At 71.6% G+C, this 22,020-nt stretch carries 19 protein-coding genes; 9 read left to right on the top strand and 10 right to left on the bottom strand.

Annotated elements, in window-relative coordinates; genetic code table 11:
• Window positions 1-139: 139 nt before the first annotated feature.
• From OG811_RS10405 to OG811_RS10385, 5 genes are all read left to right on the top strand, one after another.
• On the top strand, window positions 140-3,190 hold the full coding sequence (locus OG811_RS10405) for an AfsR/SARP family transcriptional regulator (RefSeq protein ID WP_406073736.1): 3,051 nt from the start codon (window positions 140-142) through the stop codon (window positions 3,188-3,190).
• A gap of 284 nt (window positions 3,191-3,474) precedes the next feature.
• Complete coding sequence (gene moaC / locus OG811_RS10400; protein WP_406073735.1) at window positions 3,475-3,966, top strand: cyclic pyranopterin monophosphate synthase MoaC; 492 nt, start codon at window positions 3,475-3,477, stop codon at window positions 3,964-3,966.
• Window positions 3,963-4,433, top strand: coding sequence for a molybdenum cofactor biosynthesis protein B (locus OG811_RS10395; RefSeq protein ID WP_272614322.1), 471 nt, complete (start codon window positions 3,963-3,965; stop codon window positions 4,431-4,433). Before moaC ends, OG811_RS10395 begins: the two co-directional genes overlap by 4 nt.
• A 75-nt stretch (window positions 4,434-4,508) precedes the next feature.
• The gene (locus OG811_RS10390; protein WP_406073734.1) at window positions 4,509-5,765 is read left to right on the top strand and encodes a molybdopterin molybdotransferase MoeA; all 1,257 of its coding nucleotides are present in this window, start codon (window positions 4,509-4,511) and stop codon (window positions 5,763-5,765) included.
• Complete coding sequence (locus OG811_RS10385) at window positions 5,762-6,190, top strand: molybdenum cofactor biosynthesis protein MoaE (protein ID WP_406073732.1); 429 nt, start codon at window positions 5,762-5,764, stop codon at window positions 6,188-6,190. Before OG811_RS10390 ends, OG811_RS10385 begins: the two co-directional genes overlap by 4 nt.
• Before the next feature lie 6 nt (window positions 6,191-6,196).
• Here OG811_RS10385 and OG811_RS10380 read toward each other — a convergent pair whose 3' ends face one another.
• Window positions 6,197-7,663 (bottom strand): glycosyltransferase 87 family protein, encoded by a 1,467-nt coding sequence (locus OG811_RS10380; RefSeq protein WP_406073730.1) that lies wholly within the window; start codon window positions 7,661-7,663, stop codon window positions 6,197-6,199.
• A gap of 214 nt (window positions 7,664-7,877) precedes the next feature.
• Window positions 7,878-8,423: a DoxX family protein gene (locus OG811_RS10375; protein ID WP_406073729.1), complete on the bottom strand. Its 546-nt coding sequence runs from the start codon at window positions 8,421-8,423 to the stop codon at window positions 7,878-7,880.
• Window positions 8,424-8,557: 134 nt separating this feature from the next.
• Here OG811_RS10375 and OG811_RS10370 point away from each other — a divergent pair, with 134 nt between their 5' ends.
• A complete protein-coding gene (locus tag OG811_RS10370) occupies window positions 8,558-9,106 on the top strand; it encodes a GNAT family N-acetyltransferase (protein WP_406075635.1) in 549 nt (182 codons plus the stop codon).
• Window positions 9,107-9,128: 22 nt separating this feature from the next.
• On the opposite strand, the gene OG811_RS10365 is transcribed toward OG811_RS10370, so the two are convergent.
• The 3 genes from OG811_RS10365 to OG811_RS10355 form a co-directional block, all read right to left on the bottom strand.
• Window positions 9,129-10,370: an ATP-binding protein gene (locus OG811_RS10365; protein WP_406073727.1), complete on the bottom strand. Its 1,242-nt coding sequence runs from the start codon at window positions 10,368-10,370 to the stop codon at window positions 9,129-9,131.
• A gap of 136 nt (window positions 10,371-10,506) precedes the next feature.
• Window positions 10,507-10,956, bottom strand: a complete 450-nt coding sequence (locus OG811_RS10360; protein ID WP_406075634.1) for a hypothetical protein — start codon at window positions 10,954-10,956, stop codon at window positions 10,507-10,509.
• Window positions 10,957-11,290: 334 nt separating this feature from the next.
• The gene (locus tag OG811_RS10355) at window positions 11,291-11,716 is read right to left on the bottom strand and encodes a hypothetical protein (RefSeq protein ID WP_406075632.1); all 426 of its coding nucleotides are present in this window, start codon (window positions 11,714-11,716) and stop codon (window positions 11,291-11,293) included.
• A 480-nt stretch (window positions 11,717-12,196) separates the two neighbouring features.
• On the opposite strand from OG811_RS10355, the gene OG811_RS10350 reads away from it, so the two are divergent.
• On the top strand, window positions 12,197-13,201 hold the full coding sequence (locus OG811_RS10350) for an EamA family transporter (RefSeq protein ID WP_406073725.1): 1,005 nt from the start codon (window positions 12,197-12,199) through the stop codon (window positions 13,199-13,201).
• A 10-nt stretch (window positions 13,202-13,211) separates the two neighbouring features.
• A complete protein-coding gene (locus tag OG811_RS10345; protein WP_406073723.1) occupies window positions 13,212-13,865 on the top strand; it encodes a prepilin peptidase in 654 nt (217 codons plus the stop codon).
• 167 nt (window positions 13,866-14,032) lie between these two features.
• On the opposite strand, the gene OG811_RS10340 is transcribed toward OG811_RS10345, so the two are convergent.
• From OG811_RS10340 to OG811_RS10320, 5 genes are all read right to left on the bottom strand, one after another.
• Entirely contained in the window at window positions 14,033-17,221 is a 3,189-nt protein-coding gene (locus OG811_RS10340; protein ID WP_406073721.1) for a UvrD-helicase domain-containing protein, read from the bottom strand.
• Between the two features lie 61 nt (window positions 17,222-17,282).
• Window positions 17,283-18,527 (bottom strand): metallophosphoesterase, encoded by a 1,245-nt coding sequence (locus OG811_RS10335; RefSeq protein ID WP_406073719.1) that lies wholly within the window; start codon window positions 18,525-18,527, stop codon window positions 17,283-17,285.
• A 13-nt stretch (window positions 18,528-18,540) separates the two neighbouring features.
• Window positions 18,541-18,795, bottom strand: coding sequence for a MoaD/ThiS family protein (locus OG811_RS10330; RefSeq protein ID WP_406073718.1), 255 nt, complete (start codon window positions 18,793-18,795; stop codon window positions 18,541-18,543).
• Window positions 18,796-18,798: 3 nt separating this feature from the next.
• Window positions 18,799-19,812, bottom strand: coding sequence for a GTP 3',8-cyclase MoaA (gene moaA, locus OG811_RS10325; protein WP_406073716.1), 1,014 nt, complete (start codon window positions 19,810-19,812; stop codon window positions 18,799-18,801).
• Window positions 19,809-20,723: a fructosamine kinase family protein gene (locus tag OG811_RS10320; RefSeq protein WP_406073714.1), complete on the bottom strand. Its 915-nt coding sequence runs from the start codon at window positions 20,721-20,723 to the stop codon at window positions 19,809-19,811. The genes moaA and OG811_RS10320 overlap by 4 nt, the downstream gene beginning before the upstream one ends.
• 174 nt (window positions 20,724-20,897) lie before the next feature.
• Between OG811_RS10320 and OG811_RS10315 the strand changes: the two genes are divergently transcribed.
• Window positions 20,898-21,959 carry a DUF4192 domain-containing protein gene (locus OG811_RS10315; RefSeq protein WP_406073712.1) on the top strand — a complete coding sequence of 354 codons (1,062 nt, stop codon included), beginning with the start codon at window positions 20,898-20,900 and terminating at the stop codon, window positions 21,957-21,959.
• The last annotated feature ends 61 nt before the right edge of the window (window positions 21,960-22,020 follow it).

The following is a 22,020-nucleotide window of genomic DNA, read 5'->3' as shown; positions in this document are numbered from 1 at the left end:
GTCGGATGAATTTGTGCCACATGCCGGAATGTCGCCGGTTCCGTGCCGTCACTAACGGGTTTGGCCCCGAATTCCGTCACCGCTAATCTTTCTCGGAGTGATCATCTGAACACCCACAGATTTTGGAGTCGGGGGACTGTTGGAGATCAAGGTCCTGGGTGGGCTCGAGGTGCGGCTTGCCGATGTCAAGTTGCATCCCGGAACGCCTAAACAGCAGACGGTACTCGCGATGCTGGCTGTTCACGCCAACCGGATCGTCTCGGTCGAACAACTGATCGACGAGCTGTGGCCAGCCGCACCGCCGCGTTCGGCCGTGCCCAACGTGCGTGGCTACGCCGCCAACCTCCGACGTATGTTCGAATCGGCGGTTGCCGGCAAGGCTGTACTGAATCGGCAGCGGAATGGCTACCGTCTGCAACTTGACCCGGACCGAATCGACCTCATCCATTTCGAGAACCAGTATCGGGAGGCACGGAACCTCGCCGCGCAGGGTTCTCCGGGGTCAGCCGAAGAGCGACTCAGGCTGGCGGTGGACCAGTGGAAAGGGCCGATGCTCGTCGGCGTTCCGCTTGGCCCGATTCTCACCGCCCGTTGTACGGCGGCAGAGGAGGAGCGCCGCCTCGCGATTGAGTTGCTGGCGGAGACGCGCACGCGGATCGGGCGTCCCGAGCTGGCGATTCCGCTGCTCAGGCAGCTCCTGGCTCTTCATCCGCTGCGGGAGTCGGCCCATCAGATGTTGATGCGTGCCCTGCACCTGTACGGTGACGCCGCCGGCGCGGTCGCCGCTTATGAGTCCGCCCGCGAAGCCCTACGCGGACAGCTCGGCATCGAGCCCGGGCCCGAGCTGCAACAGTTCTGGCGGAGTATCACCGGGCTGTCGGATGACGGGGGCGCTCCACGAATTCCGGTTCATCCGGCGCCGGGCACCGCGGCAGGGCGGGGCGCGGCAGACGCCCAGGTGGAAAGGTCGCTGCCGACCGTCGCCGCCTGGTTGCCTCGGACGGTCGAGCAGCTCATCGGACGCAAGGAACTCGTCTCCCAGCTGCTGTCGGAAACCGAGCCAGGCGCGGGCACCAGCTCAGCGGTGCATGTGATCGACGGCATGGCGGGCATCGGTAAGACGACACTGGCTGTGCACCTGGCCCGCCGGCTGGCCGACCGCTACCCGGACGCCCAACTGTTCATCGATCTGCGTGGCCACGGACAGGAGCCGGTGGACCAGGCAGCGGCGCTCGCCACACTGCTACGGCAGCTCGGCGTACCCGGCACCCGAATGCCAGCGGGCAGCGAGGATCGCGTCTCCCTCTGGCGCCAGGAACTGGGTCGACGGCGAGTCGTGATCGTCCTCGACAACGTCGCCAACAGTGCGCAGATCGCGCCACTGTTGCCGGTGGGGCCAGGGGCTGTCGTGCTGGTCACCAGCAGGCGCCGCCTCGCGATTCCCAGTGCCCAACTGCCGGTGACACTCGCCGCTCTCGCCCCCGAGGAGGCGACGGAGCTCCTGGCGACGGTCGTCGGGAGGCAACGGCTGGAGACGGACCTGGAGGCCGCCCGGTTCATCGCCGAGCGCTGCGGCTACCTGCCACTGGCTCTCAGGCTCGTGGGCACGCGTCTCGCGCATCGTCCGCAGTGGCAGATCGGGGACCTGGCTCGACGTCTCGAAGAGCCGGTGGCGCTGCTGTCGCAGCTCCGCGCGGAAGATCGGACGGTGGTCGAGGCGTTCGCCGCCTCTTATGAGCCACTCGCCGAGGGCACCAAGCGGCTGTTCCGAATGGTCGGCCTACACCCGGGCGACCATCTCAATCCCGCCATGATTGCTGCGGCGGGCAGGGTCTCGTTGGACGTGGCGTCAGGGATCATCGATGAGCTCGTCGACAAACATCTTGTCGAAGAAGTCGACGATGGCCTTTTCCGTCTCCACGACCTGATGCGTCACTACGCGCTTGGGCTCGCAATGGAGACTGATTCGGCGGCCGATAGACGAGATGCGCTCGAAGAGTTGCTGGACCATACGCTGCACGCCGCGGTCTTGGCGGCGGAACGTTTGGAGAAATCCGGAGCCCTGCGGGCTGATCTGAGGCTTTCCAGGCCACGGCGAACGGATCTCCTCGGCGAGCCGTCATTGTTCGATGCTCGCTGGCTGGAAACTCAGAGGCCCAACATCGAAGCGCTCGTTCGAAACGCGAGACTGGAGGGCCTGGGGACATTCGCATGGCAGTTGGCGCGGGTCACCTGGCGGTTCTGCTATATCCGCGGATACTTCGATGACATCATCAGGAACCATCAGGAGGGGCTTGCTGCCGCCGAGGCCGGATCCGAACTGAGAGCCGCCGCCGAGATGCACAACTACATTGCCTCTGCCCATCTGCGGCAGGCCGCGTATGGGCAGGCACTTTCGCATCTCGAAAAGACGATCTCCATAAGACGTAAACTGGGCGACAACAACGGCGTGGCGAGAGCGCGTGTAAACATCGGATCCGTGTTCTGGCTGACGGGTAGGCTCCACGAGGCGCTCACCATCAACCAGGAGATGACAAGAAGTCGCTATGACTTGAGCGGGCTGTTGCTGCTACCCAATACCGGCCTGACCCTCAGCGCCCTGGGCCGGTATGACGAAGCTCTGAAGGTCCACCGCCTCCATCTCCTCCACGCGAGGCTGGCCAGCGACTATTTCCATATCTGCAACGCGTTGAGTCACCTGGGAGGTGTCCGAACTCGGATGCGTGACAGCGAGCAGGCCGTCCGCCTGTTGGCTGCGTCGATGGCGCTACGGGATCGTACGGGTCACCGCTATGGGGAGGCGGAGACCCTCAACGACCTGGCGACCGCCCACCGACAGCTCGGTCGGTTGGACGAGGCGCTCAGGCTGCATCACGCGTCGATGGACGCCGCGCGGCTGAGCGGGGAACGACACGTCGAGGCGGCTGCGTTGAACGAGCTCGGGCGCACTCTGCTGACGAAGGGACGGGGCGGCGAGGCGGCCGACATGCACCGGGAGGCGTTGCGGTTGGCGACTCGGATCTCACACCCGTACGAGCAGGGACGAGCTTTGGCCGGGCTTGCCGAACATTTCGCCCGCGTCGACCCGGTCGAAGCCCGGCGGCACTGGGAGCGGGCGTTGGCGATCTTCCGGCGGATGGGTGTGCCGGAGCGCTTCGAGGCCGAACGTCGTCTCGCCGAGTTGGGTTGACACGGCTGCACGCGGGGCGCTGACCAGCAGGAACGGCGCTTATCGATTTCCTATCGCCGAGTCGCGTAGCTTCTCGGGCGTATCGGCGAACGGGGGAGGTTCTGCCCCTGGGCAGAACCGGGTCGTCGACACGCACCCGCTGCCAGGTCCCCCCAGCGACCTCGGCGGCGGGTCGGTGAGGAAGGAGCGGCGTCCCGCCGGTGCGCCGTCAGCACCCGGCGCGGCGGATAGTGTGACGCCGCTCCTTCCGAGCACCGTCGTACCGCACCGATAGGCTCACGGCCGTGACCGAACCCGCGCAGCTCAGCCACGTCGACCGCGCTGGCGCGGCCCGCATGGTCGACGTGTCCGGCAAGGCGGTGACGGGCCGGCTGGCCGTCGCGGCCGGCCGTTTGCGGACCACGCCCGAGGTCATCGACCTGCTGCACCGCGACGGCCTGCCCAAGGGCGACGCGTTGGCGGTCGGTCGGCTGGCCGGGATCATGGGGGCCAAGCGCACCCCGGACCTGATCCCGCTCTGCCACCCGATCGCCCTGCATGGCGTCACCGTCGACCTGCGCTTGACCGCCGACACCGTGGAGATCACAGCCACCGCCCGCACGGCGGACCGTACGGGGGTGGAGATGGAGGCACTCACGGCGGTCGCCGTCGCTGGTCTCGCACTGGTCGACATGGTCAAGGCGGTCGACCCGGCGGCCTCGGTGGAGGCGGTCCGGGTGCTCCGCAAGGAGGGCGGCAAGACCGGCGAGTGGGTCCGACCGGAGGACCGGCCGTGATCCGGGCCCGGGTGATCGTCGCGTCCAACCGGGCCGCGGCCGGTGTCTACGCCGACACAAGTGGTCCGTTGCTCGTCGCCGGCCTGCGCGAGTTGGGATGCCAGGTCGACGAGCCGGTGGTGGTGCCCGACGGTGAGCCGGTCGGCATCGCCTTGCAGGCTGCCCGCGCCGACGGGGTCGACGTGGTATTGACCAGCGGTGGCACCGGGGTGACCCCGTCGGATCGGACGCCGGACGTGACCCGAGGTCTGCTGGATTACGAGATCCCCGGCATCGCCGAGGCGATCCGCGCGCACAGTCGTGACCGGGTGCCCACCTCGGTGCTGTCCCGTGGGCTGGCCGGGGTCGCCGGCCGGATGCTGGTGGTCAACCTGCCCGGCTCGACCGGCGGTGCCCGGGACGGCCTGGCCGTGCTCGGGCCGATCCTCGGGCACACCGTCGACCAGCTTCGCGGCGGCGACCACTGAATTCGCGGCGGTGACCCTTGACCGGTGCACGCCAGGCCGGGGCGGGTGTCGGTCCGTGCCGCTAGGCTCGGTCGGGTGAGCACGGAAACCGCACCCATCGCGGATCGGGTCGCCGCACCCCCACCAGCCGGGTGGGAGGAAGCGCGGTCGCGGGTCTACGCGGTCGGTCTGGCCGCCGCGCTGCCCACCGTTGCCCGACCATTGATCGATGCCGACGGGTCGACCCTGGCCGAGCCGTTGACGACCCGCACCGACCTGCCCGCCTTCCCGACCTCCAGCGTGGACGGCTGGGCGGTTCGCGGCGGCGGCCCGTGGCGGGTCGTCGGCCGGGTGCTGGCGGGCAGCACCCCCGCGCCGCTCACCGAGGACGACACGACCGTCGAGATCGCGACCGGGGCCATGGTGCCTGAGGGCGCCACCGCCGTGCTGCGCGTGGAGGAGTCCACGACTGTCGAGGGCCTGGTCAGCGGCGTTCCCCGGGAGACGCCCGAGTGGCGGAAGCCCGGCGAGGAGGCGTACGCCGATGAGGAACTTCTGCCGGTCGGCACGCCGGTCGACCCGGCGGTGATCGGCCTGGCGGCCTCCTGCGGGCACGACACCCTGCGGGTCCGGCGGGCGCCGCGCGCCGCGCTGCTGGTGTTCGGCGACGAGCTGCTGACCGCAGGCCCTCCCGGGGCTGGTCGGGTCCGGGACGCGCTGGGCCCTGCGGTGCCGGCGTGGCTGCGGCGGTACGGCTGTCAGGTCCGCCCATCCGACGTGGTCGGCCCGGTGGCCGACACGCTGCCCGCGCACGTGGCGGCCCTGCGCTCGGCGCTGACCAGCGCCGACCTGGTGTGCACCACCGGCGGCACGATGAACGGCCCGGTCGACCACCTGCACCCGACCCTGGAAGCACTCGGCGCCGACTACGTGGTCAACACGGTGGCGGTTCGGCCGGGCTTCCCGATGCTGGTGGCCCGGCTGGCCGGCCCCGACGGGCGGGTCCGGTTCGTGGCGGGGCTGCCGGGCAACCCGCAGTCCGCCATCGTCGCGCTGGTGTCGCTGGTCGCCCCGCTGCTCGCCGGCCTGCAGGGCCGTTCGATGCCGGTGCTGCCGCACGCCACGTTGACCGAGGCGGTGCCCGGTCGCGGGGACCACACCCACCTGGCGTTGGTCCGGTTGGACCGGGCCGCCGGGACCGCGTCCCCGGTGCGACACGTCGGCTCGGCGATGCTGCGCGGGCTGGCCGGCGCGGACGGGTTCGCCGTCATCCGGCCCGGCACCAGCGGCGAGCCGGGCGACCGGGTGCCGATCGTGCCGCTGCCGCTGCTTCCCGGGGAGCGTGCGTCGTGACCGCGCCAGCGATCACCTTCGGCGAGATCACCGACCAGCCGCTCGACCTCGCCACACACGAGGCGGCGGTCGCCGACCGTCGGGCCGGCGCCGTGGTCTCCTTCCAGGGCGTGGTCCGCGACCACGACCACGGCCGCCAGGTCACGAGCCTGGACTACGAGGGACACCCGAGCGCCGCACAGGTGCTGCGCGAGGTGGCCGCCGAGATCGCCGCTGAGCCCGACGTCTACGCGGTGGCGGTGTCGCACCGGGTCGGTTCACTGGCGATCGGCGACGTGGCGCTGGTGGCCGCCGTGAGCACTGCGCATCGGGCGGCCGCCTTCGCGGCCTGCGCCCGACTGGTCGACGAGGCCAAGGCGCGCCTGCCGATCTGGAAGCGGCAGGTCTTCACCGACGGCACCGAGGAATGGGTCAACTGCCCCTGACCGCGCTCAGCGGCGGCCGTTGACCAGCACGGCCCTGGCGAGGCGGTCGCCGTAGAACGCCGGCTCCGCGCCCGGACGCCACGGCAGGGCGGTGACCAGCACGATCAGCGCAACCGCGAGCGAGTTCTCCATCAGCGCACCGAAGAGACCGTCCTGGTAGTGCGACATCTCCGGCAGCTGGTGTTCGTACGGCCAGATCGGGGAGATCAGGAAAAGCAGGTAGAGCCCGATCGCGGCGACGCCGTGGCGGAGCCCGGTCAGCGTGGGGTACCAGATCGGCGGGCGGAGCCCGTTCACCCCGGGCAGCCCGCCGAACACCTGGCCCTGGCCGGTGCGCAGTGGCATCCCCCGACTCGCCTCCCGGCGGCGCACGGCGGCGTCGGCCAGCACGATGATCGCCGGGATCACCCAGACGAGGTGGTGCGTCCAGGAGATCGGGCTGATCACGTTCGCGGTCAGACCAACCAGCGTGAACGCGGTCAGCTCGTCACCGTCGGCGCGGGAACTGGCCGCCCGGGACAGGCCCAGCGCCAGGATCAGCACTGAGAAGGCGAACCAGAGCAGCCCGGGGGTCTCGATCGAGTCGTACAGCCGGGCGAGCAGGCCGGCGAGTGACTGGTTGGGCGTCATGTCCGCCGCGCCGACCCGCTCGGTCTGCCAGAGCACGCTGCCGAAGTAGGTTCGCGACTCGTCGCCGACGATCGCGAAGGTCGCCACCGTCACGCCGATCGTGGTGCCGATGGCAGTGGCCGCCACCCGCCACTGGCGGGTGAGCAGCAGGTAGGCGATGAACAGTGCCGGGGTGAGCTTGACCGCGGTGGCCAGGCCGATGCCGACGCCAGCCCAGGCCCCGCCGTAGATGAAGCGCAGCAGGGGGCCGTCCGTCGCGGCGTAGTGGGTGCCCCGGCGGGAGCGCCAGCGAAGACCGATCAGGTCGGCCATGATCAACGCGAACAGCAGGATGTTGACCTGGCCGTAGCCGAGGGTCTCCCGGCTCGGCTCGATGGCGACCGCGAGCGGCACCGCCACAGCCACCGTGAACCACAGTGGCCACCCCAGCCGGTCCACGATGGGGCGGAGCAGCCCGGCCAGCACCAGCGCCAACGCGGCGATGCTGGCGCCAGCGTTGACCAGGCCGGCCGTACCGATCGGCAGCTGCGCCATCGGCAGCATGACCAGCCCAGCGAACGGCGGGTAGGTGAAGCCGAGCGTGGTTCCGGGCGCGATGAACTCATAGAGCTCGTGACCGCTCGCCCACCACACCACGGCACCGTGGTAGATCTTCATGTCGAAGAAGTTGTACGGCCGCCCAAAGGCGCCGATGGCGAGCCATGCGGCGTAGGCGACGGCAGCCACGATGGCGCCCCGTACGACGTTCCTGCGATCGATCCCGTGCGTCACGCGGTCGATGCCGCGCGTCACACGTTGGATTGGGGCGAGGCGGTCCGCCCGTCTACCGACAGCCGTCGGCATGGCGTGGCCACCCCCGTACCAAGTTCGTCCTACCCGTCCAGGTCCTGCACGGAGCCTAGAGCGGCGCCTCACGTCAGTGCCTCCCGCGTTATGCGACCGTGTCCGATCCCACACATGTTTTTGACATTTCCACCGCGTTAACGCCTACCGGGTGGTTCAGGTAATTCGTGGCCTTAGCGGGGGATGGGGTGGCACCGGAACGGATCGACGCAGGTCAGCCGGGGAGTCGACGTGCGGTGGAGGCGGAGCGGACGGCGATCCGGGCCTCCCGCCTGGCCGTCCGGACGGCGCGCTCCATGGAACGTCGAGAGTGGCCGATGCGATGACCGGTCCGCCAACGCAGACCCGGCCTGCCGCCGGTGTCCGCTGCGGCCAGCAGCAGCCCGCCGATGAGGCCGAGATTCTTCAGGGCGTGGATCTGGTTGTTGTTCTTGGCGATCGGATCGTCGTTGTTCCAGAAGGGATGCCCGGCGACGGTCACCGGCACCAGCGTGCCGGCGAGGACCAGCGCGGCGGGTCGGCTCAACCGACCGGTGGCCAGCATCAAACCGGCGCTGACCTGCACTGCCGCGTTGAGCCTGATCAACGTCTCGGTCTCGGTGGGGAAGTTTGGGTGTGCCTTCTTCAGGAACGGTGCGACCTTGTCGGTCACCGGCTGAGCAGCCACTGTGAGGCGACTGGGGTTGCGGAAGTTGCGATACCCGCTGACCACGAAGATGCCGCTCAACATGGCGCGGGCGAGGGAGCGTACGGGCGTCATGGATCAGTCATACCCCGTCGCGGGGTTTGCTACCCCGGCAACCGCCGGATCCGGATTGGTGATCGTGCACCTGCGCCACGCCGATTCGAGCGACCGTCACGGATGGACGGGCCGTGGCGGGTAACGTCGCGCGGGTGACCACGCTGCGGCTACGACCCGAGGACCCGGCAGACGCCGGCTCGGTACGCCGCGTGCTGGCCGCCGCTTTCGCCCGCCCGGACGTGGCGACGCCGCCGGAGGTGAGCCTGGTCGACGAGTTGCGCGGCACTCCCGCCTGGCTTCCGGAGCTGGCCATGGTCGCCGAGTACGGCGGCGAGGTGGTCGGTTACGCGCTGCTCACCCGGGTGCGTGTGCGGCCGGAGCGGGGCTCGGACGTGCCGGTTCTGGCACTCGGCCCGGTGGCGGTCGCGCCGCACCGACAGCGTGTCGGGCACGGTTCGGCGGTCGTGCAGGCCGCCCTGGACGCCTCCACCGAGCTGGGCGAGCGGCTGGTCGTGGTCCTCGGCAACCCGGCCTTCTACCGCCGGTTCGGCTTCAGCCCTGCGACTGAGCTGGGTCTGACCGGCCCGTGGGCCGGTCTCGGTGAGCCCTGGCAGGCGCTGGTGCTGCCGCCGTCCACCGGTGAGGAGGGCCCCCCGCCTCGCGGCGAGGTGCTCTTTCCGGCGCCCTGGGCGAAGGTCTGACCGCGCCGACGCGTTGTGCCGGTCAGGCCGGTTGGGTGCGCAGGTACCGGCCGAAGTGCGGGACCGTGAAGGCGACCGTGCCCCGCTCACCGGAATAGATCAGGCCCTTCTTGATCAGCGCGTCCCGGGCCGGAGAGAGGCTGGCGGGTTTGCGGCCGAGGGCTCGGGCGATCTCCGCGGTGGGCACCGCGGCGTCCATGTCGTCGCGGACCACCGCTGCGGACTCGCCCTCGACCGCGGACATCATGGCCATCGCCCGCATGTACTCGCGTTCGGCCGGGGTGGCCCGTTCGAACCGGGATCCGAAGAACCCGACCGCCAGTTCGGCTTCCGCCTCGGGCGCGGCGACCCGCACGTCGGCGGCGGTGATCGGCGAGCGCGGCGCGTGATCCCAGGTCGCTTTGCCGTACGCCTGGACGAAGTAGGGATAGCCGCCGGACTTCTCGTAGAGCAGGTCGAGTGCCTTCTGCTCGTACTCGACCTCCTCGCGCTCGGCGGGCGCGCAGAGTGCCTGGTCGGCGGCGATCCGGTCGAGCCGGTCGATGCGCTGGTAGCGGAACAACCGTTCGGAGTACGACTTGGCGGCGCTGAGCACCGCCGGCAGGTGCGGAAGGCCGGCGCCGACGACGATCAGCGGCGCGCCGAGCTGGGACAGCTCATGGCAGGCGGCGCACAGCGCCGACACGTCCTCCGGGCCGAGATCCTGCATCTCGTCGATGAAGACAGCGATGCCGGTGCCTACGTCGCTGGCCACTGCGGCGGCGTCACTGAACAGCTCGACCAGGTCGATCTCGATGTCGCCGGAGTCGGCCCGACCGCTGGCCGCGGGCACGTCGATGCCGGGCTGCCACCGGTCGCGCAGCTTCGGGGCGGCACCGGCCCGGCCAGTCGGGACGGACCGCTGGGCGAACGCCTTGAGGACGCCGAGGAACGCGTCGATCCGATCGGGCGCACGGTGTCGGGGGGCGAGCTCCCGGACCGCCATGTGCAGCGCGGCGGCGACCGGGCGACGCAACGACTGGTCCGGCCGTGCCTCGATCTTGCCGCTGCCCCAGAGGCGGTTGATGGCCTGCGACCGGAGAGTGTTGAGCAGAACCGTCTTGCCGACGCCGCGCAGCCCGGTGAGCATCAGGCTGCGTTCGGGTCGGCCCCGTGCGATGCGCTCGAGCACGATGTCGAAGACGTCCAGCTCCCGCCCCCGCCCGGCGAGTTCGGGCGGACGCTGGCCGGCGCCCGGCGCGTACGGGTTGCGGACCGGATCCACGCATCGCAGAGTATCGGGCCATCTAGCTGGGAGGCTAGAGATGGATAGATGGGGCTACCGGCGTGTCGAGGCCGTCGACCGAAAACTAGGGCTGTCTAGCGTCCAGGCTAGACAGCCCTAGTTTTGGCAATCGGGGCTACCGCTTCTTCAGACAGAGCACGTAGTCGAACAGGTCGACCGAGTTGTCGTGCACATAGTTCGCGGTGGCCTGCGGCGCGAGCGTCTCGCACCGGTCCCCGTCGGTGGTCGCCGGAATCCGCAGCAGCACCTGATAGGTGTTCGGGCCGCACTTGACCTTGCGCAACTCCGCGTCGTCCTCGGTGCCCTCGTTCACCACGCAGTCGCCTCTCGCGAACTCCGTGTCCGGGGTCGGCGCGGCCGACGGCGGTGCGTCGCTGGGCAGGGCGGGCGGAACGACCGGCGCGCTCGTCGAGGGCGCAGACGTGGCGTCGCCGCTGGCGTCGGCGACCCTCCAGACCGCCCAACCGGCCAGGCCGAGGCACGGGCAGAGCAGGAGCAGGACCACCAGCGTAATGATGAGAGCGACCTTGCGGCCGGTCTTCTTCACCGGCGCGGCGGGCGGCATCCCGTAACCGCCCGGGGGCGGTTGCCCCCACGGCGCGGGCGGCTGACCCGGCATTGGCCCGGCCGGCGGGAACGGCCCGGGTGGCGGGTATCCCGGGCCCGAGGTGGGTGGCGGCGCCCACATTGGTGCGGTCGGCGGCTCCGCGCCGGTCGGCGGCGGCCCCCACTGCTGGCGGGTCGGATCCTCGGCAGGCGGCGGGGTGCCCCACTGGGGCACGGTTGGGTCATCCGGCGGCGAGCCGTCAGAACCGGTTGGTGGGCGCTGGTACGGGTCGTCCGGCTGACCGGAACCCGCTGGTCCGTAGGTCGTCATGTCATCCCGGGGGTGGGTGGTCTCAGCGTTGCTTCAGGCAGAGGACGAAGTCGAGAGTGTCCAGCTCACTGTCGAAGAAGTACCAGTTGGTGTAACCCTCGATCTTCCCGCACTTGGCCTCGGCGTCCCGTTCGCCGCTGGTCGGACCGTCGATCCGGCTCAGCACCTCGTACGACTTCGGGGCGCAGCCGCTGATCAGCAGCTTGGGCTTGCCGCCCGCCGCGGCATCGTTGCGGACGCACTGGCCGACCTTGGCGAACCGGGGATCTGCCGACGACTCCGGCGCTGCGGCGCTCGGCGCGGGCTCGGTCGCGTCCGCGCTGGGCTCACCGGCAACGGCCGAACCGGTCGGCGCGGCCACCGACGTTGGATCGTCCTGCCCGCGCAGGAGCCAGAACGCACCGCCGGCAGCCACCACCAGCAGTACGACGGCCACTACCGCGATCAGCGGTCCCCGACCGCGTCGGCCCGGTGCCGGATCCCCGCCGTACGGGTCTTCGTCGGGCCGGTACGGCTGCCCGCCGTACGCCGGGTTCGCCCCCGCAGGCCGGTACGAGTCGCCGTAGGGCGTCCCGGGTTCACGGCCGTAGGGCGACCCTGAACCACCTCCGTAGGGAGCGGCGGGTGGGTCGCCGTATGCCCCGGGTCGCCCCTGAGGCGCGGGCGGGTAGGACGGAACGGCGGGCGGGTAGGACGGAACTGCCGGCGGGTAGGACGGAACTGCCGGCGGGTAGGACGGAACTGCCGGCGGGTAGGGCTGCTGCACCGGCCGTCCGGGCGTCTCGTCGGGTCGTTGCCCACGCCACGGTCCCGGGTTGCCGCCCCCCGGTGGTCCGTAGTTCGTCATGCCGCCCTCCTGCACAAGTGGTGAGAGGCCGGCCACCAATGCGCGACGCCGACTCCAACGTCACCGTAGCGTGGTCCCCTGATGAGCTCACCTCCACCGAGCGCCGCAGCCCTCGCTGACCGTCGCGCCGGCGCCGCGCCGACCCTGATCTGGACCGCGTTGATCGTGGTCTACGTGCTCTGGGGTTCCACCTATCTGGCCATCCGGATCGCCGTGGAGACGCTGCCTCCGCTGCTGTCGGCCGCCCTGCGGTTCGCCGTCGCCGGCCTGATCCTGGCGGTCGTGCTGCGGCTGCGCCGAGGCCCCGGGGCCCTACGGGTGGACCGGCGGCAACTCGGCTCCGCCGCGCTGGTCGGCGTGCTCCTGCTCGCGGGTGGCAACGGCCTGGTGGTGTTCGCCGAATCCGGGCCACCCGGAGTGGCGGTGCCGTCCGGGATCGCCGCGCTGCTGGTCGCGACCGTGCCGCTGCTCGTGGTGCTGTTGCGCTCCGCCACCGGGGACCGCCCACCGATCTGGACGTTCGCCGGGGTCACCCTGGGTTTCGCTGGCCTGATCCTGCTGGTGCTGCCCGCCGGCAACTCGGACGCGGTACCGCTGGTCGGAGCGTTGACCGTGGTGGTGGCGGCTACCTCCTGGTCGGTCGGGTCGTTCCTGTCCGGACGGATCCGGATGCCCACCGACCCCTTCGTGGCCACGGTGTACGAGATGGTGGCCGGCGCGTTGGTGCTGGCCGTCGTCGCCGCCGGTCGGGGCGAGCTGGCCGATTTCCACCCGGCGGCGGTCAGCACCCGGTCCTGGCTGGCGCTGGCCTATCTCATGGTGGCCGGCTCGCTGATGGCCTTCACCGCGTACGTCTGGCTCCTGCACAACGCGCCCATCTCGCTGGTGTCGACGTACGCCTACGTCAATCCGGCGGTCGCGGTGGCGCTCGGTGCGCTCCTGGTGGCCGAACCGATCACCCCGCAGGTGCTGCTCGGCGGTGCGGTAATCGTCGCCGGGGTCGCAGTGGTGGTGACCACCGAACGGCCCCGCCGGGCGGGCGCGGGATCACGTTCGGGGGCCTCGCCGGTGAGCGACCGCCGGTAGCGTCCGGCCCATGTCGGCCGCTGCGCTGGTGCCGGTCGCGCTGCTCGGCGCGTTGGTCGGCCTCGTCGTACCCCGGCTGGCCCGGCGCTTCGGCACGACGGACGGCCAGTCATGGGCGTTGCCGGGGCCACGGCACGGCGGACGACCCTGGCTCGGCTCGATGGTGGCGGCCAGCGTCTTTGCCGGTCTCGCCGTCGCCGTGGGTGACGATCCGGCGCTGCCGGTCTTCCTCGCGGTCGCGGCTGTCGGTCTGGTGCTGGCTCGGGTTGATCTCGTCTGCCTGCGGCTGCCCGACCCGCTGGTCCTCGCGGCGGGGGTGTCGGCGCTCGGCGGCCTGGTCGGTGCGGCGCTGCTGTCCGGCACTCCCGGCCGGCTGGTCGGCGCGCTGGCCGGTGCGGCGGTTGCGGGCGCGGCACACGTCCTGCTGGCCCTGCTGCCCGGGTCCCGGCTGGGCTTCGGGGACGTCAAGCTGGCCGCCGTCCTCGGCGCACCGCTCGGCTGGCTGGGGCGGGACGCCCTGCTGGCTGGGCTACTCCTGCCTCATCTGCTGCACGGTGGACTGGTGCTCGGTCTGCTCGTCACCCGGCGTGTGCGCCGCGACGCCCTGCTGCCACTCGGGCCAGCTCTGCTTGCCGGTGCCTGGCTTGGTGTTCTCCTCGGCTGACGCGGCCGAAGACCGCAGCGGGCAGTCACCGTGCGTGCCATTGTCGGCGGCCTTCGCCGGAATGAGCGTGATGCCTCACAGGTATATTGATGACTCTGAGGTATCACGCTCACTGCGAGAAGTCGGCCCGAGCGCGCCACGCCGATGGCCGGCAGGCGCCGGGAGGCTCAGATCAACCGGAGTTGGCGATCCTTGGGGCGACGCGGTTCGGTTTCGCCGAAGCGTTCGAAGAGGCCGGGGTCGATGGTGCCGAGGAACGGCGAGGGGGCGCAGTCGCGCTCGGTGCCGTGGCGGGTACGGCGGGCGGCGTGACTGACGTACAGCCGGTCCTGGGCCCGGGTCAGGCCGACGAAGAAGAGCCGGCGCTCCTCGGCGATTGCGTCCTCGTCGGGCGTCGAGCCCGGCCAGCGCAGCGGCAGCAACCCGTCCTCGACGCCGACCAGGAAGACCACCGGGAATTCCAGGCCCTTCGCGGCGTGCAGGGTGAGCAGCGTGACCGCCTCCGCGCGCGGGTCGAGCGCGTCCACCTCCGCACCGGTGGCCAGTTGCGACAGGAACGTCTCCAGGTCGTCGCCGCAGCGTCGGGCCAGCGGGGTCAGCAGGTCCACGGCCGAGCGGACGTCCTCGGGACGCACGGTGCCGGTGCCATCCAGGGTGGGCACGGCGAACCGCTCCGCGACCACCTGGCCGGCCAGCCGCACCCGAGCCGCCAGCGAGCCCGCCAACCCGTCGGCGTGCCGCAGCTCGCGGGCGATCGCCGCCACCCCCGGCCGATCCCGCAGCCGGTCGTGTGAACGCTTCTGCACCGGAATGTTGGCCCGGGTCAGGGCGTCCACGATCGGCGCGGCCTGCGCGTCGGTGCGGTACAGCACGGCGATGTCGGAGAACGACAGCGAGGTGGACCGGCCGTCGATCCGACCCGAGTCCAGCGAACGGTGGGACAGCCCGCCGACCAGATCATCGACGGTACGGACCACGAAGTCGGCTTCCTCGGCGACGGAACCTGCGGGATAGCGCCCGACCAGCGGGGCCTCCGGGTCGAGTCGGGCCGGGTCCAGCCGTCGACCGCGGACCAGCGAGGACGGTGCGATGGCCTGCACCGCGGCGGCCAGGATCGGCGCCGACGAGCGGTAGTTGCGGTTGAGTCGGACCAACCGGGCGTCCGTGAAGTCCTCGGAGAAGCGCAGGAAGTAGCCGACGTCGGCGCCCCGGAACGAGTAGATTGCCTGGTCCGGGTCACCGATCGCGCACAGGTTTCCGTCCGCCGGGCTGAGCAGCCGCAGCAGCTCGTACTGCATCGCGTCGACGTCCTGGTACTCGTCGACGAAGATCCACCGCCAGCGGTCCCGGTACCGCTCGACCAGCTTCCGGTCGGCCTTCAGCAGCTCCACCGGCAGGCTCACCAGCTCGTCCAGGTCGACCAGGTCCTGCTTGCGTAGCAGGGCGGTGTAACTGGCGCTGTCGTCGCCGGCCTCCGACCGGGCCGCCGCCCGCTCCGCGTCGTCGGCGATGCGGAAATCGGCCGGCAGGCCCGCCGCGTCGGCGTTCTCCCGCAGGATGGTCAACCCCAGCGCGTGGAACGTGCCGACGGTGACGTCCTCCGCGACCGGGCCGAGCAGGCTGTCGAGGCGGTGCCGCAGCTCCTCGGCGGCCCGGCGGGTGAACGTGATCGCGAGGCAGTGCTCGGGAAAGACGTTCAGCTCCGCGCACAGGTAGGCGATCCGGTGGGTGAGCGTCCGGGTCTTGCCGGTGCCCGGACCAGCCACGATGAGCAGTGGACCGCCGGGTGCGGAGGCGGCCACCCGCTGCATCGCGTCCAGCCGGTCCAGCAGGCCGGTGCCGACCTCCTCCATGCCGGAGAGCATCGGCTCGAACGGTTCGTGGGGAGACGGCGGCGACGCGATCGGCGGTGCGGGAGCCGGGGTCGGCTTACGCTTCGGCTCCGCCTTCGCCGCCGGGCGCTTGGCCGTCGAGCGGGCCGCCGGCTCCGTGGGCCGCCGCTGCGCCGGCACCGGTACGTCGAACAGCGTCTCCTGTGCCGTGCCGGCGTTGCCGCCCAGCTCCGCCGCGTCGAACAGCGTGATCACCCCGTACTCGCCGTCGTAGCCCGGCACCCGGTGCACCTCGCCGCGCCGTAGCCGCCCGATGCCCTCCGCCAGCAGCTCACCACCTGCCTGCGCGATGTCGGTCAGCGGCGTCGTGGTCAGGATCTCCAGCTCCGGGCCGAGCGCGGCGAGCAACTCGTTGAGTCGCCCCTCGACCTTCTTCGACCGGGCGCCCACCTTGTTGATCTCACCGAGGATCTCGGCCAGCGGCACCAGGTGGGTGACATCGCGGGCGTGCGCCGGCCGGTGCCCCGCCGGGCGGTCCGCCAGCTCTTCGACCCGGCTGAGGACGCCCACGGTGAGCGGCTTGCCGCACTCCGGGCAGCGCCCGCCGGCCGCGCGGGTGCGTTCCGGGGACCAGGTGACCCCACACAGCCGGTGCCCGTCCGCGTGGTATTTGCCCTCCTCCGGGAAGAACTCGATGGTGCCGGCCAGGCCATCGCCGGTCCGCAGCGCTTCCCGGACGGCGAAGTAGTCCCGTTCGGAGGTCAGCACGGTCGCCTCCCGGCCCAAGGCCGGCGGGGAGTGCGCGTCGGAGTTGGACACCAGTTGGTAGCCGTCCAGGCTGCCGACCCGCCAGTTCATCGCCGGATCGGAGGAGAGCCCGGTCTCCACGGCGAAGATGTGTTCGGCCAGGTCGGCGTAGCAGTCCGCGATCGCGTCGAAGCCGGACTTCGAGCCCAGCGCGGAGAACCACGGCGTCCAGATGTGCGCCGGCACCAGGTAGCCGTCCGGGCTGGCCTCCAGGGTGATCTCCAGCAGATCGCGGGAGTCCAGGCCGAGGATCGGCCGGCCGTCGGAGCCGAGGTTGCCGATCCGGCCGAGAGCGGTGTTGAACCGGGCCACCGCGTCGAGATCCGGCAGGTAGATCAGGTGGTGCACCTTGCGGGTCCGGTCGTCCCGCTTGTAGATGGTGGAGATCTCCACGCTCAGCATGAACCGGACCGGGTCCGCCTCCGCCGTCCCGGCGAGGCGGGGCGGCAGCCGGCGGGCGATGTCCCGTTCCGCCTCGGCGTCGAGCCGGTACAACCCCGGCTCGGCCGGGCGCAGCGTCTCCCGCAGGTGGTCGTACCAGGCGGGGTGGGTGAAGTCGCCGGTGCCGAGCAGACCGATGCCCTTACGCCGGGCCCACCACGCGAGGTTCGGCAGGGTGAGGTCGCGGCTGCACGCGCGCGAATACTTCGAGTGGATGTGCAGGTCCGCGACGAATGGCGGGAGGCCACCGGGGGGTACGGCGCTGAACGGAGGCACGCCGCATCCTGTCACGCCCGCCGCGTCGGCCGCCCGCCGCCACGCACGGACGTGACGTCCGCTATGCCGAGCGCAGCTCGACCAGACTGATCTGCGGCTCTGCCCCGACCCGGACCGGCGGCCCCCAGAAGCCGGCGCCGTTGGTCACGTAGACCTTGGTGCCGTCGACCTCGCCCAGCCCGCTGACCACCGGTTGCTGCAGCCGGACGGCCAGGTTGAACGGCACCATCTGCCCGCCGTGGGTGTGCCCGGACAGTTGCAGGTCGACGCCGTATCTGGCCGCCTCCTTCGCCGCCAACGGCTGATGCGCGAGCAGGACCACCGGGCGGCTCGGGTCGCGGTCACCGAGGGCGGCGGCGAAGTCCGGCCCGGCGGCGAGGCCGGTGCCCGCCGCCGTCAGGTCGTTCACGCCGGCCAGGTCGAGCACACCGCCCCGGGCCTGGATCTCCTGCCGCCGGTTCTGTAGCACCCGCAGGCCGAGCCGGTCGACCTCCTGGACCCACTCCTCCACCCCCGAGTAGTACTCGTGGTTGCCGGTGACGAAGAAGCTCCCGTAGCGGGAACGCAGGTCGCGCAGCGGCGCGGCGGCCGAGCCGAGCTCGGCGACCGAGCCGTCGACCAGGTCCCCGACCACCGCGACCAGGTCCGCGTCGAGCCGGTTGATCGCGGCGACGATCCGCTCGGTGTGCGCCCGGCCGCGCAGCGGGCCGAGGTGGATGTCGGAGACGGTGGCGATGCGCAGGCCGTCCATGCTGCGGGGGAGCTTGGCGAGCGGGATCTGCACCCGGTCGAGTCGTGGCGGGCCGAGCGCCGTGCGGACGCCGTACCCCGTGATGCCGGTGGCGGTGAGGCCGGCGAAGATGGCCGCCCCCCGGGCCAGCAGCAGCCGACGGGCCGGGTCGTGGCCCGGTGCCGCGACGGCACCGGTGGCCGGCGGCTCGGTCGTGCCGGCGGCACCGACCAGCACCGGTTCGGGCGCGGCGGTGGTCGGCTCCGCGGCGGTCATGCGGCGGCGCAGCACCAGCCGGGTGATCAGCATCGGCACTTCCAGCACGACCAGCACGACCAGCAGGTAGAACATCAGCGCGAGCCACAGGTAGCCCGGCCAGGCGAGCCAGTAGAGCCCGGCCTGCGTCCCGGCGAGGGTGACCGGCACGAGGAGCGCCAACACCAGGGCGGCGATCCCGCCGGCCCGCCGCCAACGGCCCGGGGTGGTGGTGTCCCGAACGAGCCGCTTCCACAGGTAGAGGTGGATGAGACCGGTGACCAGTGCCAGGACGGCCACGAACCCCAGAACCGCCAGCATCTGCGCGCCTCCCTCAGCCGCCCGCGAAGGGGGGCAGGACGTCGATCGTGGCCCCGGCCGGTAGGGGTGCCTGACGATCATGACAGGTGACGCCGTCCACCAGAAAACTCGCAACCCGCAGCACGGCGGCGAGCCGGTCGCCGTGTCGCTGGGTCAGCTCGGCCGTGAGGGCGTCGAGCGACCGGCCGGCGGGCACGACCTCCTCGGTGCGCCCGGCGGCGGCGCGGGCGCCCGCGAAGTAGCGGACGGTCAGCGGTGTCGGGGTCACGCCTCAACCGCCGATCGCGGACATCGGCCGGGTCGGTTGGAGGAAGGTCGGGTCGTCGATGCCGTGCCCGGCGCGCTTGCCCCACATCGCGGTACGCCAGCGCCGGGCCACCTCGTCGTCGTCCGCGCCGGCGCGTAGCGCGGCGCGCAGGTCGGACTCCTCGGTGGCGAAGAGGCAGGCGCGGACCTGGCCGTCTGCGGTCAGCCGGGTGCGGTCGCAGTCTCCGCAGAACGGGCGGGTGACGCTGGCGATCACACCGACCCGGGCGGGGCCGCCGTCGACCAGCCACGTCTCGGCCGGCGCCGCGCCGCGCTCGGTCGGGTCGGGGCTGAGATCGAAGGCGGTACGCAGGGAGGTCAGGATCTCCTCGGCGGTGACCATCGTGTCGCGGTCCCAGCCGTGCTGGGCGTCCAGTGGCATCTGCTCGATGATCCGCAGTTGGTAGTCGTGGTCGACGGCGAAGCGGAGCAGGGCCGGTGCCTCGTCCTCGTTGACACCACGCATCAGCACGGAATTGATCTTCACGGGACTGAGCCCGGCCGCTGCCGCCCCGGCGAGCCCGGCCAGCACCGCGTCGAGGCGGGGGCGGCGGGTGAGCCGGAGGAAGCGGCCCGGGTCCAGGGTGTCAAGTGAGACGTTCACCCGGTCCAGGCCGGCAGCGCGCAGCGCCGGGGCCAGCCGGTCCAGCCCGATGCCATTGGTGGTCAGCGAGACCCGGGGGCGGGGTGTCAACGCGGCGACCGCGGTCACGATGCCGACCAGCCCGGGTCGGATCAGCGGCTCACCGCCGGTGAACCGCACCTCGGTCACACCGAGCCGCTCGACGGCCACCCGGACCAACCGGACGACCTCCTCGTCGGTCAGCAACTCGGGGCCGGCCAGCCAGGGCAGCCCTTCCGCCGGCATGCAGTAGGTGCAGCGCAGGTTGCACTTGTCGGTGAGGGACACGCGCAGGTCCCGGGCGACGCGGTCGTACCGGTCGACGAGGACGCCGTCAGCCCCCGGGGTGACGCTCACCTGTCGACCGTAGCGTGCTCGGCCCGGCCCAGGACGGCGCGGGCAGTCTGGACGACCACATCCCGGTAGCTGCCGCCGAAGAGCGCGGTGTGCACGAGCAGCAGATGCAGTTGATGCAGTGGCATCCGCTCGCGCCAGCCGTCCGGCAGCGGCCAACTCTCCTGATAGGCGGCCAGCACCCGATCCAGGTAGGCGATGCCGCCGAAGAGAGCGAGCTGGGCGAGATCCGTCTCCCGGTGCCCGCCGTGCGCCGCCGGGTCGACGAGCCAGGCCCGGTCGTCGACGCCCCACAGCACGTTGCCCGGCCACAGGTCGCCGTGGATGCGTGCGGGCGGCTCGTCGCCGCCGAGCCCGTCGACCCGACCGATCACCTGCTCGACCAGCGTGGCGTCGGCGCTGGTCAGCGCGCCACCGTCGACCGAGCGTCGCAGGTAGGGGGCGAGGCGCCGCTCGGCGAACCAGGTCGACCAGGGCGGTTCGGCGGGGGTGTTGTCCTGTGGAAGCGACCCGATGAAACCGGGCCAGGTCGCACCGAAGGCGGTTGCGCCCGCCCGGTGCAGGCCGGCCAACTCCCGGCCGAAGCGTTCCGCGGCCTCCGGCGTCGGCTCGCCGGGCTCCACCCAGTCGAGCGCCAGCAGGTCCGGCAACGCCACGATCACCTCGGGTACGCCGATCGCGCCGGCCTCCCGCAGCCAGCGCAACCCGGCCGCCTCGGCGGCGAAGAAGCCCTCCGGCATCGGTCGGTCGGCCTCCTCCGGCCAGGATTTGGCGAAGACGGAGTGGCCGTCGTCGAGGGTGAGCCGGGCCGCGGCGCAGATGTTGCCACCGGCGACCGGCGTCTCCCGGAGCCGCTGATGGGTCCGGAAGGTCGGCAGGTGTGCCGGGTGTGCGCGCAGGTACGGCAGATCCATCAGCGCACGGTAACCGCTCCCCATGACAACAAGGAGCCGCCCGAAGACAATCGGGCCTCTTCCGGCACCCGTAGGTGTGGGATGAGCAGGGAAAACACGCTGAGTAACTGTGGATAAGCCGCGTGTCATCCACAGGGTCTGTGCAGCCGGGCAGACCCCCCGCAGGCTTCCGACATGACCTCGACCGAACGCCCTCAGCTCGCTGTCCGCTCACCCGCTGACCTGATCGCCGCCGTGCCGTACCTGCTCGGCTTTCATCCCACGGACAGCGTGGTCGCCGTGGCGTTGCTCGGCCGGCAGATCATCTTCGCGGCCCGTGCGGACCTGCCCGACCCGCCGACTGAAGCGGTCGAGCGGGCCCGGCACCTGGCCGCCGTGATCCGCCGGCAGGGCGCGGAGGCCGCCACCGTGGTCGGCTACGGGCAACCCGACAGGGTCACCCCGGCCGTGGACGCGGTGCGCGCTGCACTGAGTGACGCCGGAATGGAGGTGCTCGACGCGCTGCGGGTGACCGACGGCCGGTGGTGGTCCTATCTCTGCACCGAGCCCGACTGCTGCCCGCCCGAGGGCCGGCGCTATGACCCGACCGCCAACCCGGTGACCGCCTCGGCGGTCTTCGCCGGCCAGGTCGCACTTCCCGACCGGGCCGCCCTCGTGGCGCAGGTGTCACCGGTGGACGGCTCGGCCCGGGACGCGGCGCGTGCGGCCACCGCCCGCGCCCAGTTGCGGCTGGCGGAGCTGATCGAGCAGGCACCCGAGAGTGACCTGCTCGGCGGCCGGGCGTTGCGCTCCGCCGGGGTGGCGGCGGTCCGCGAGGCCCAGCGCCAGCAGCGGCGCGGTGAGCGACTTGACGACGACGAGGTGGCCTGGTTGAGCCTGCTGATGACCCACCTGCCGGTCCGCGATCACGCCTGGGAACGCACCGACGGTCGGGACCGGGACATCGCCCTCTGGACCGACGTGCTGCGCCGGGTCGAGCCGGAGTTGGCCGCCGCGCCCGGTGCGTTGCTGGCGTTCGCGGCCTGGCGCGCGGGACAGGGGGCGTTGGCGGCGGTCGCGCTCGAACGGACGCTGAGCCTGCACCCCGACTATTCGCTCGCCGTGCTGCTGGACGACCTGCTCCGGCGCGGCGTGCCCCCGTCCGAGCTGGACGGCTGGCCGTCGGTCGGGATGCCCGGTGTGCTCCGCCCCCGCAGCGTCATCGGCACGCGGCGCCCACGGCGCGACCGCAGCTGATCGACTCTGCTTCATGGAAATCGGGGTGTCCCCGCTACCGGGAGACCCCGCTATCAGCGAA

This window comes from Micromonospora sp. NBC_01638 (assembly GCF_045209745.1).
Classification (GTDB): domain Bacteria; phylum Actinomycetota; class Actinomycetes; order Mycobacteriales; family Micromonosporaceae; genus Micromonospora.
Note: the sequence above shows the minus strand (reverse complement) of the source record. Positions and strands in the feature narration are given on the sequence as shown.

Bases quoted from the DNA above. Each gene is read 5' to 3' on its own strand.
- OG811_RS10380 (WP_406073730.1), bottom strand. From the start codon at position 7,663: ATGCCGACGGCTGTCGGTAGACGGGCGGACCGCCTCGCCCCAATCCAA.
- OG811_RS10375 (WP_406073729.1), bottom strand. From the start codon at position 8,423: ATGACGCCCGTACGCTCCCTCGCCCGCGCCATGTTGAGCGGCATCTTC.
- OG811_RS10360 (WP_406075634.1), bottom strand. From the start codon at position 10,956: ATGCCGCCCGCCGCGCCGGTGAAGAAGACCGGCCGCAAGGTCGCTCTC.
- OG811_RS10350 (WP_406073725.1), top strand. From the start codon at position 12,197: ATGAGCTCACCTCCACCGAGCGCCGCAGCCCTCGCTGACCGTCGCGCC.
- OG811_RS10345 (WP_406073723.1), top strand. From the start codon at position 13,212: ATGTCGGCCGCTGCGCTGGTGCCGGTCGCGCTGCTCGGCGCGTTGGTC.
- OG811_RS10335 (WP_406073719.1), bottom strand. From the start codon at position 18,527: ATGCTGGCGGTTCTGGGGTTCGTGGCCGTCCTGGCACTGGTCACCGGT.
- OG811_RS10320 (WP_406073714.1), bottom strand. From the start codon at position 20,723: ATGGATCTGCCGTACCTGCGCGCACACCCGGCACACCTGCCGACCTTC.
- OG811_RS10315 (WP_406073712.1), top strand. From the start codon at position 20,898: ATGACCTCGACCGAACGCCCTCAGCTCGCTGTCCGCTCACCCGCTGAC.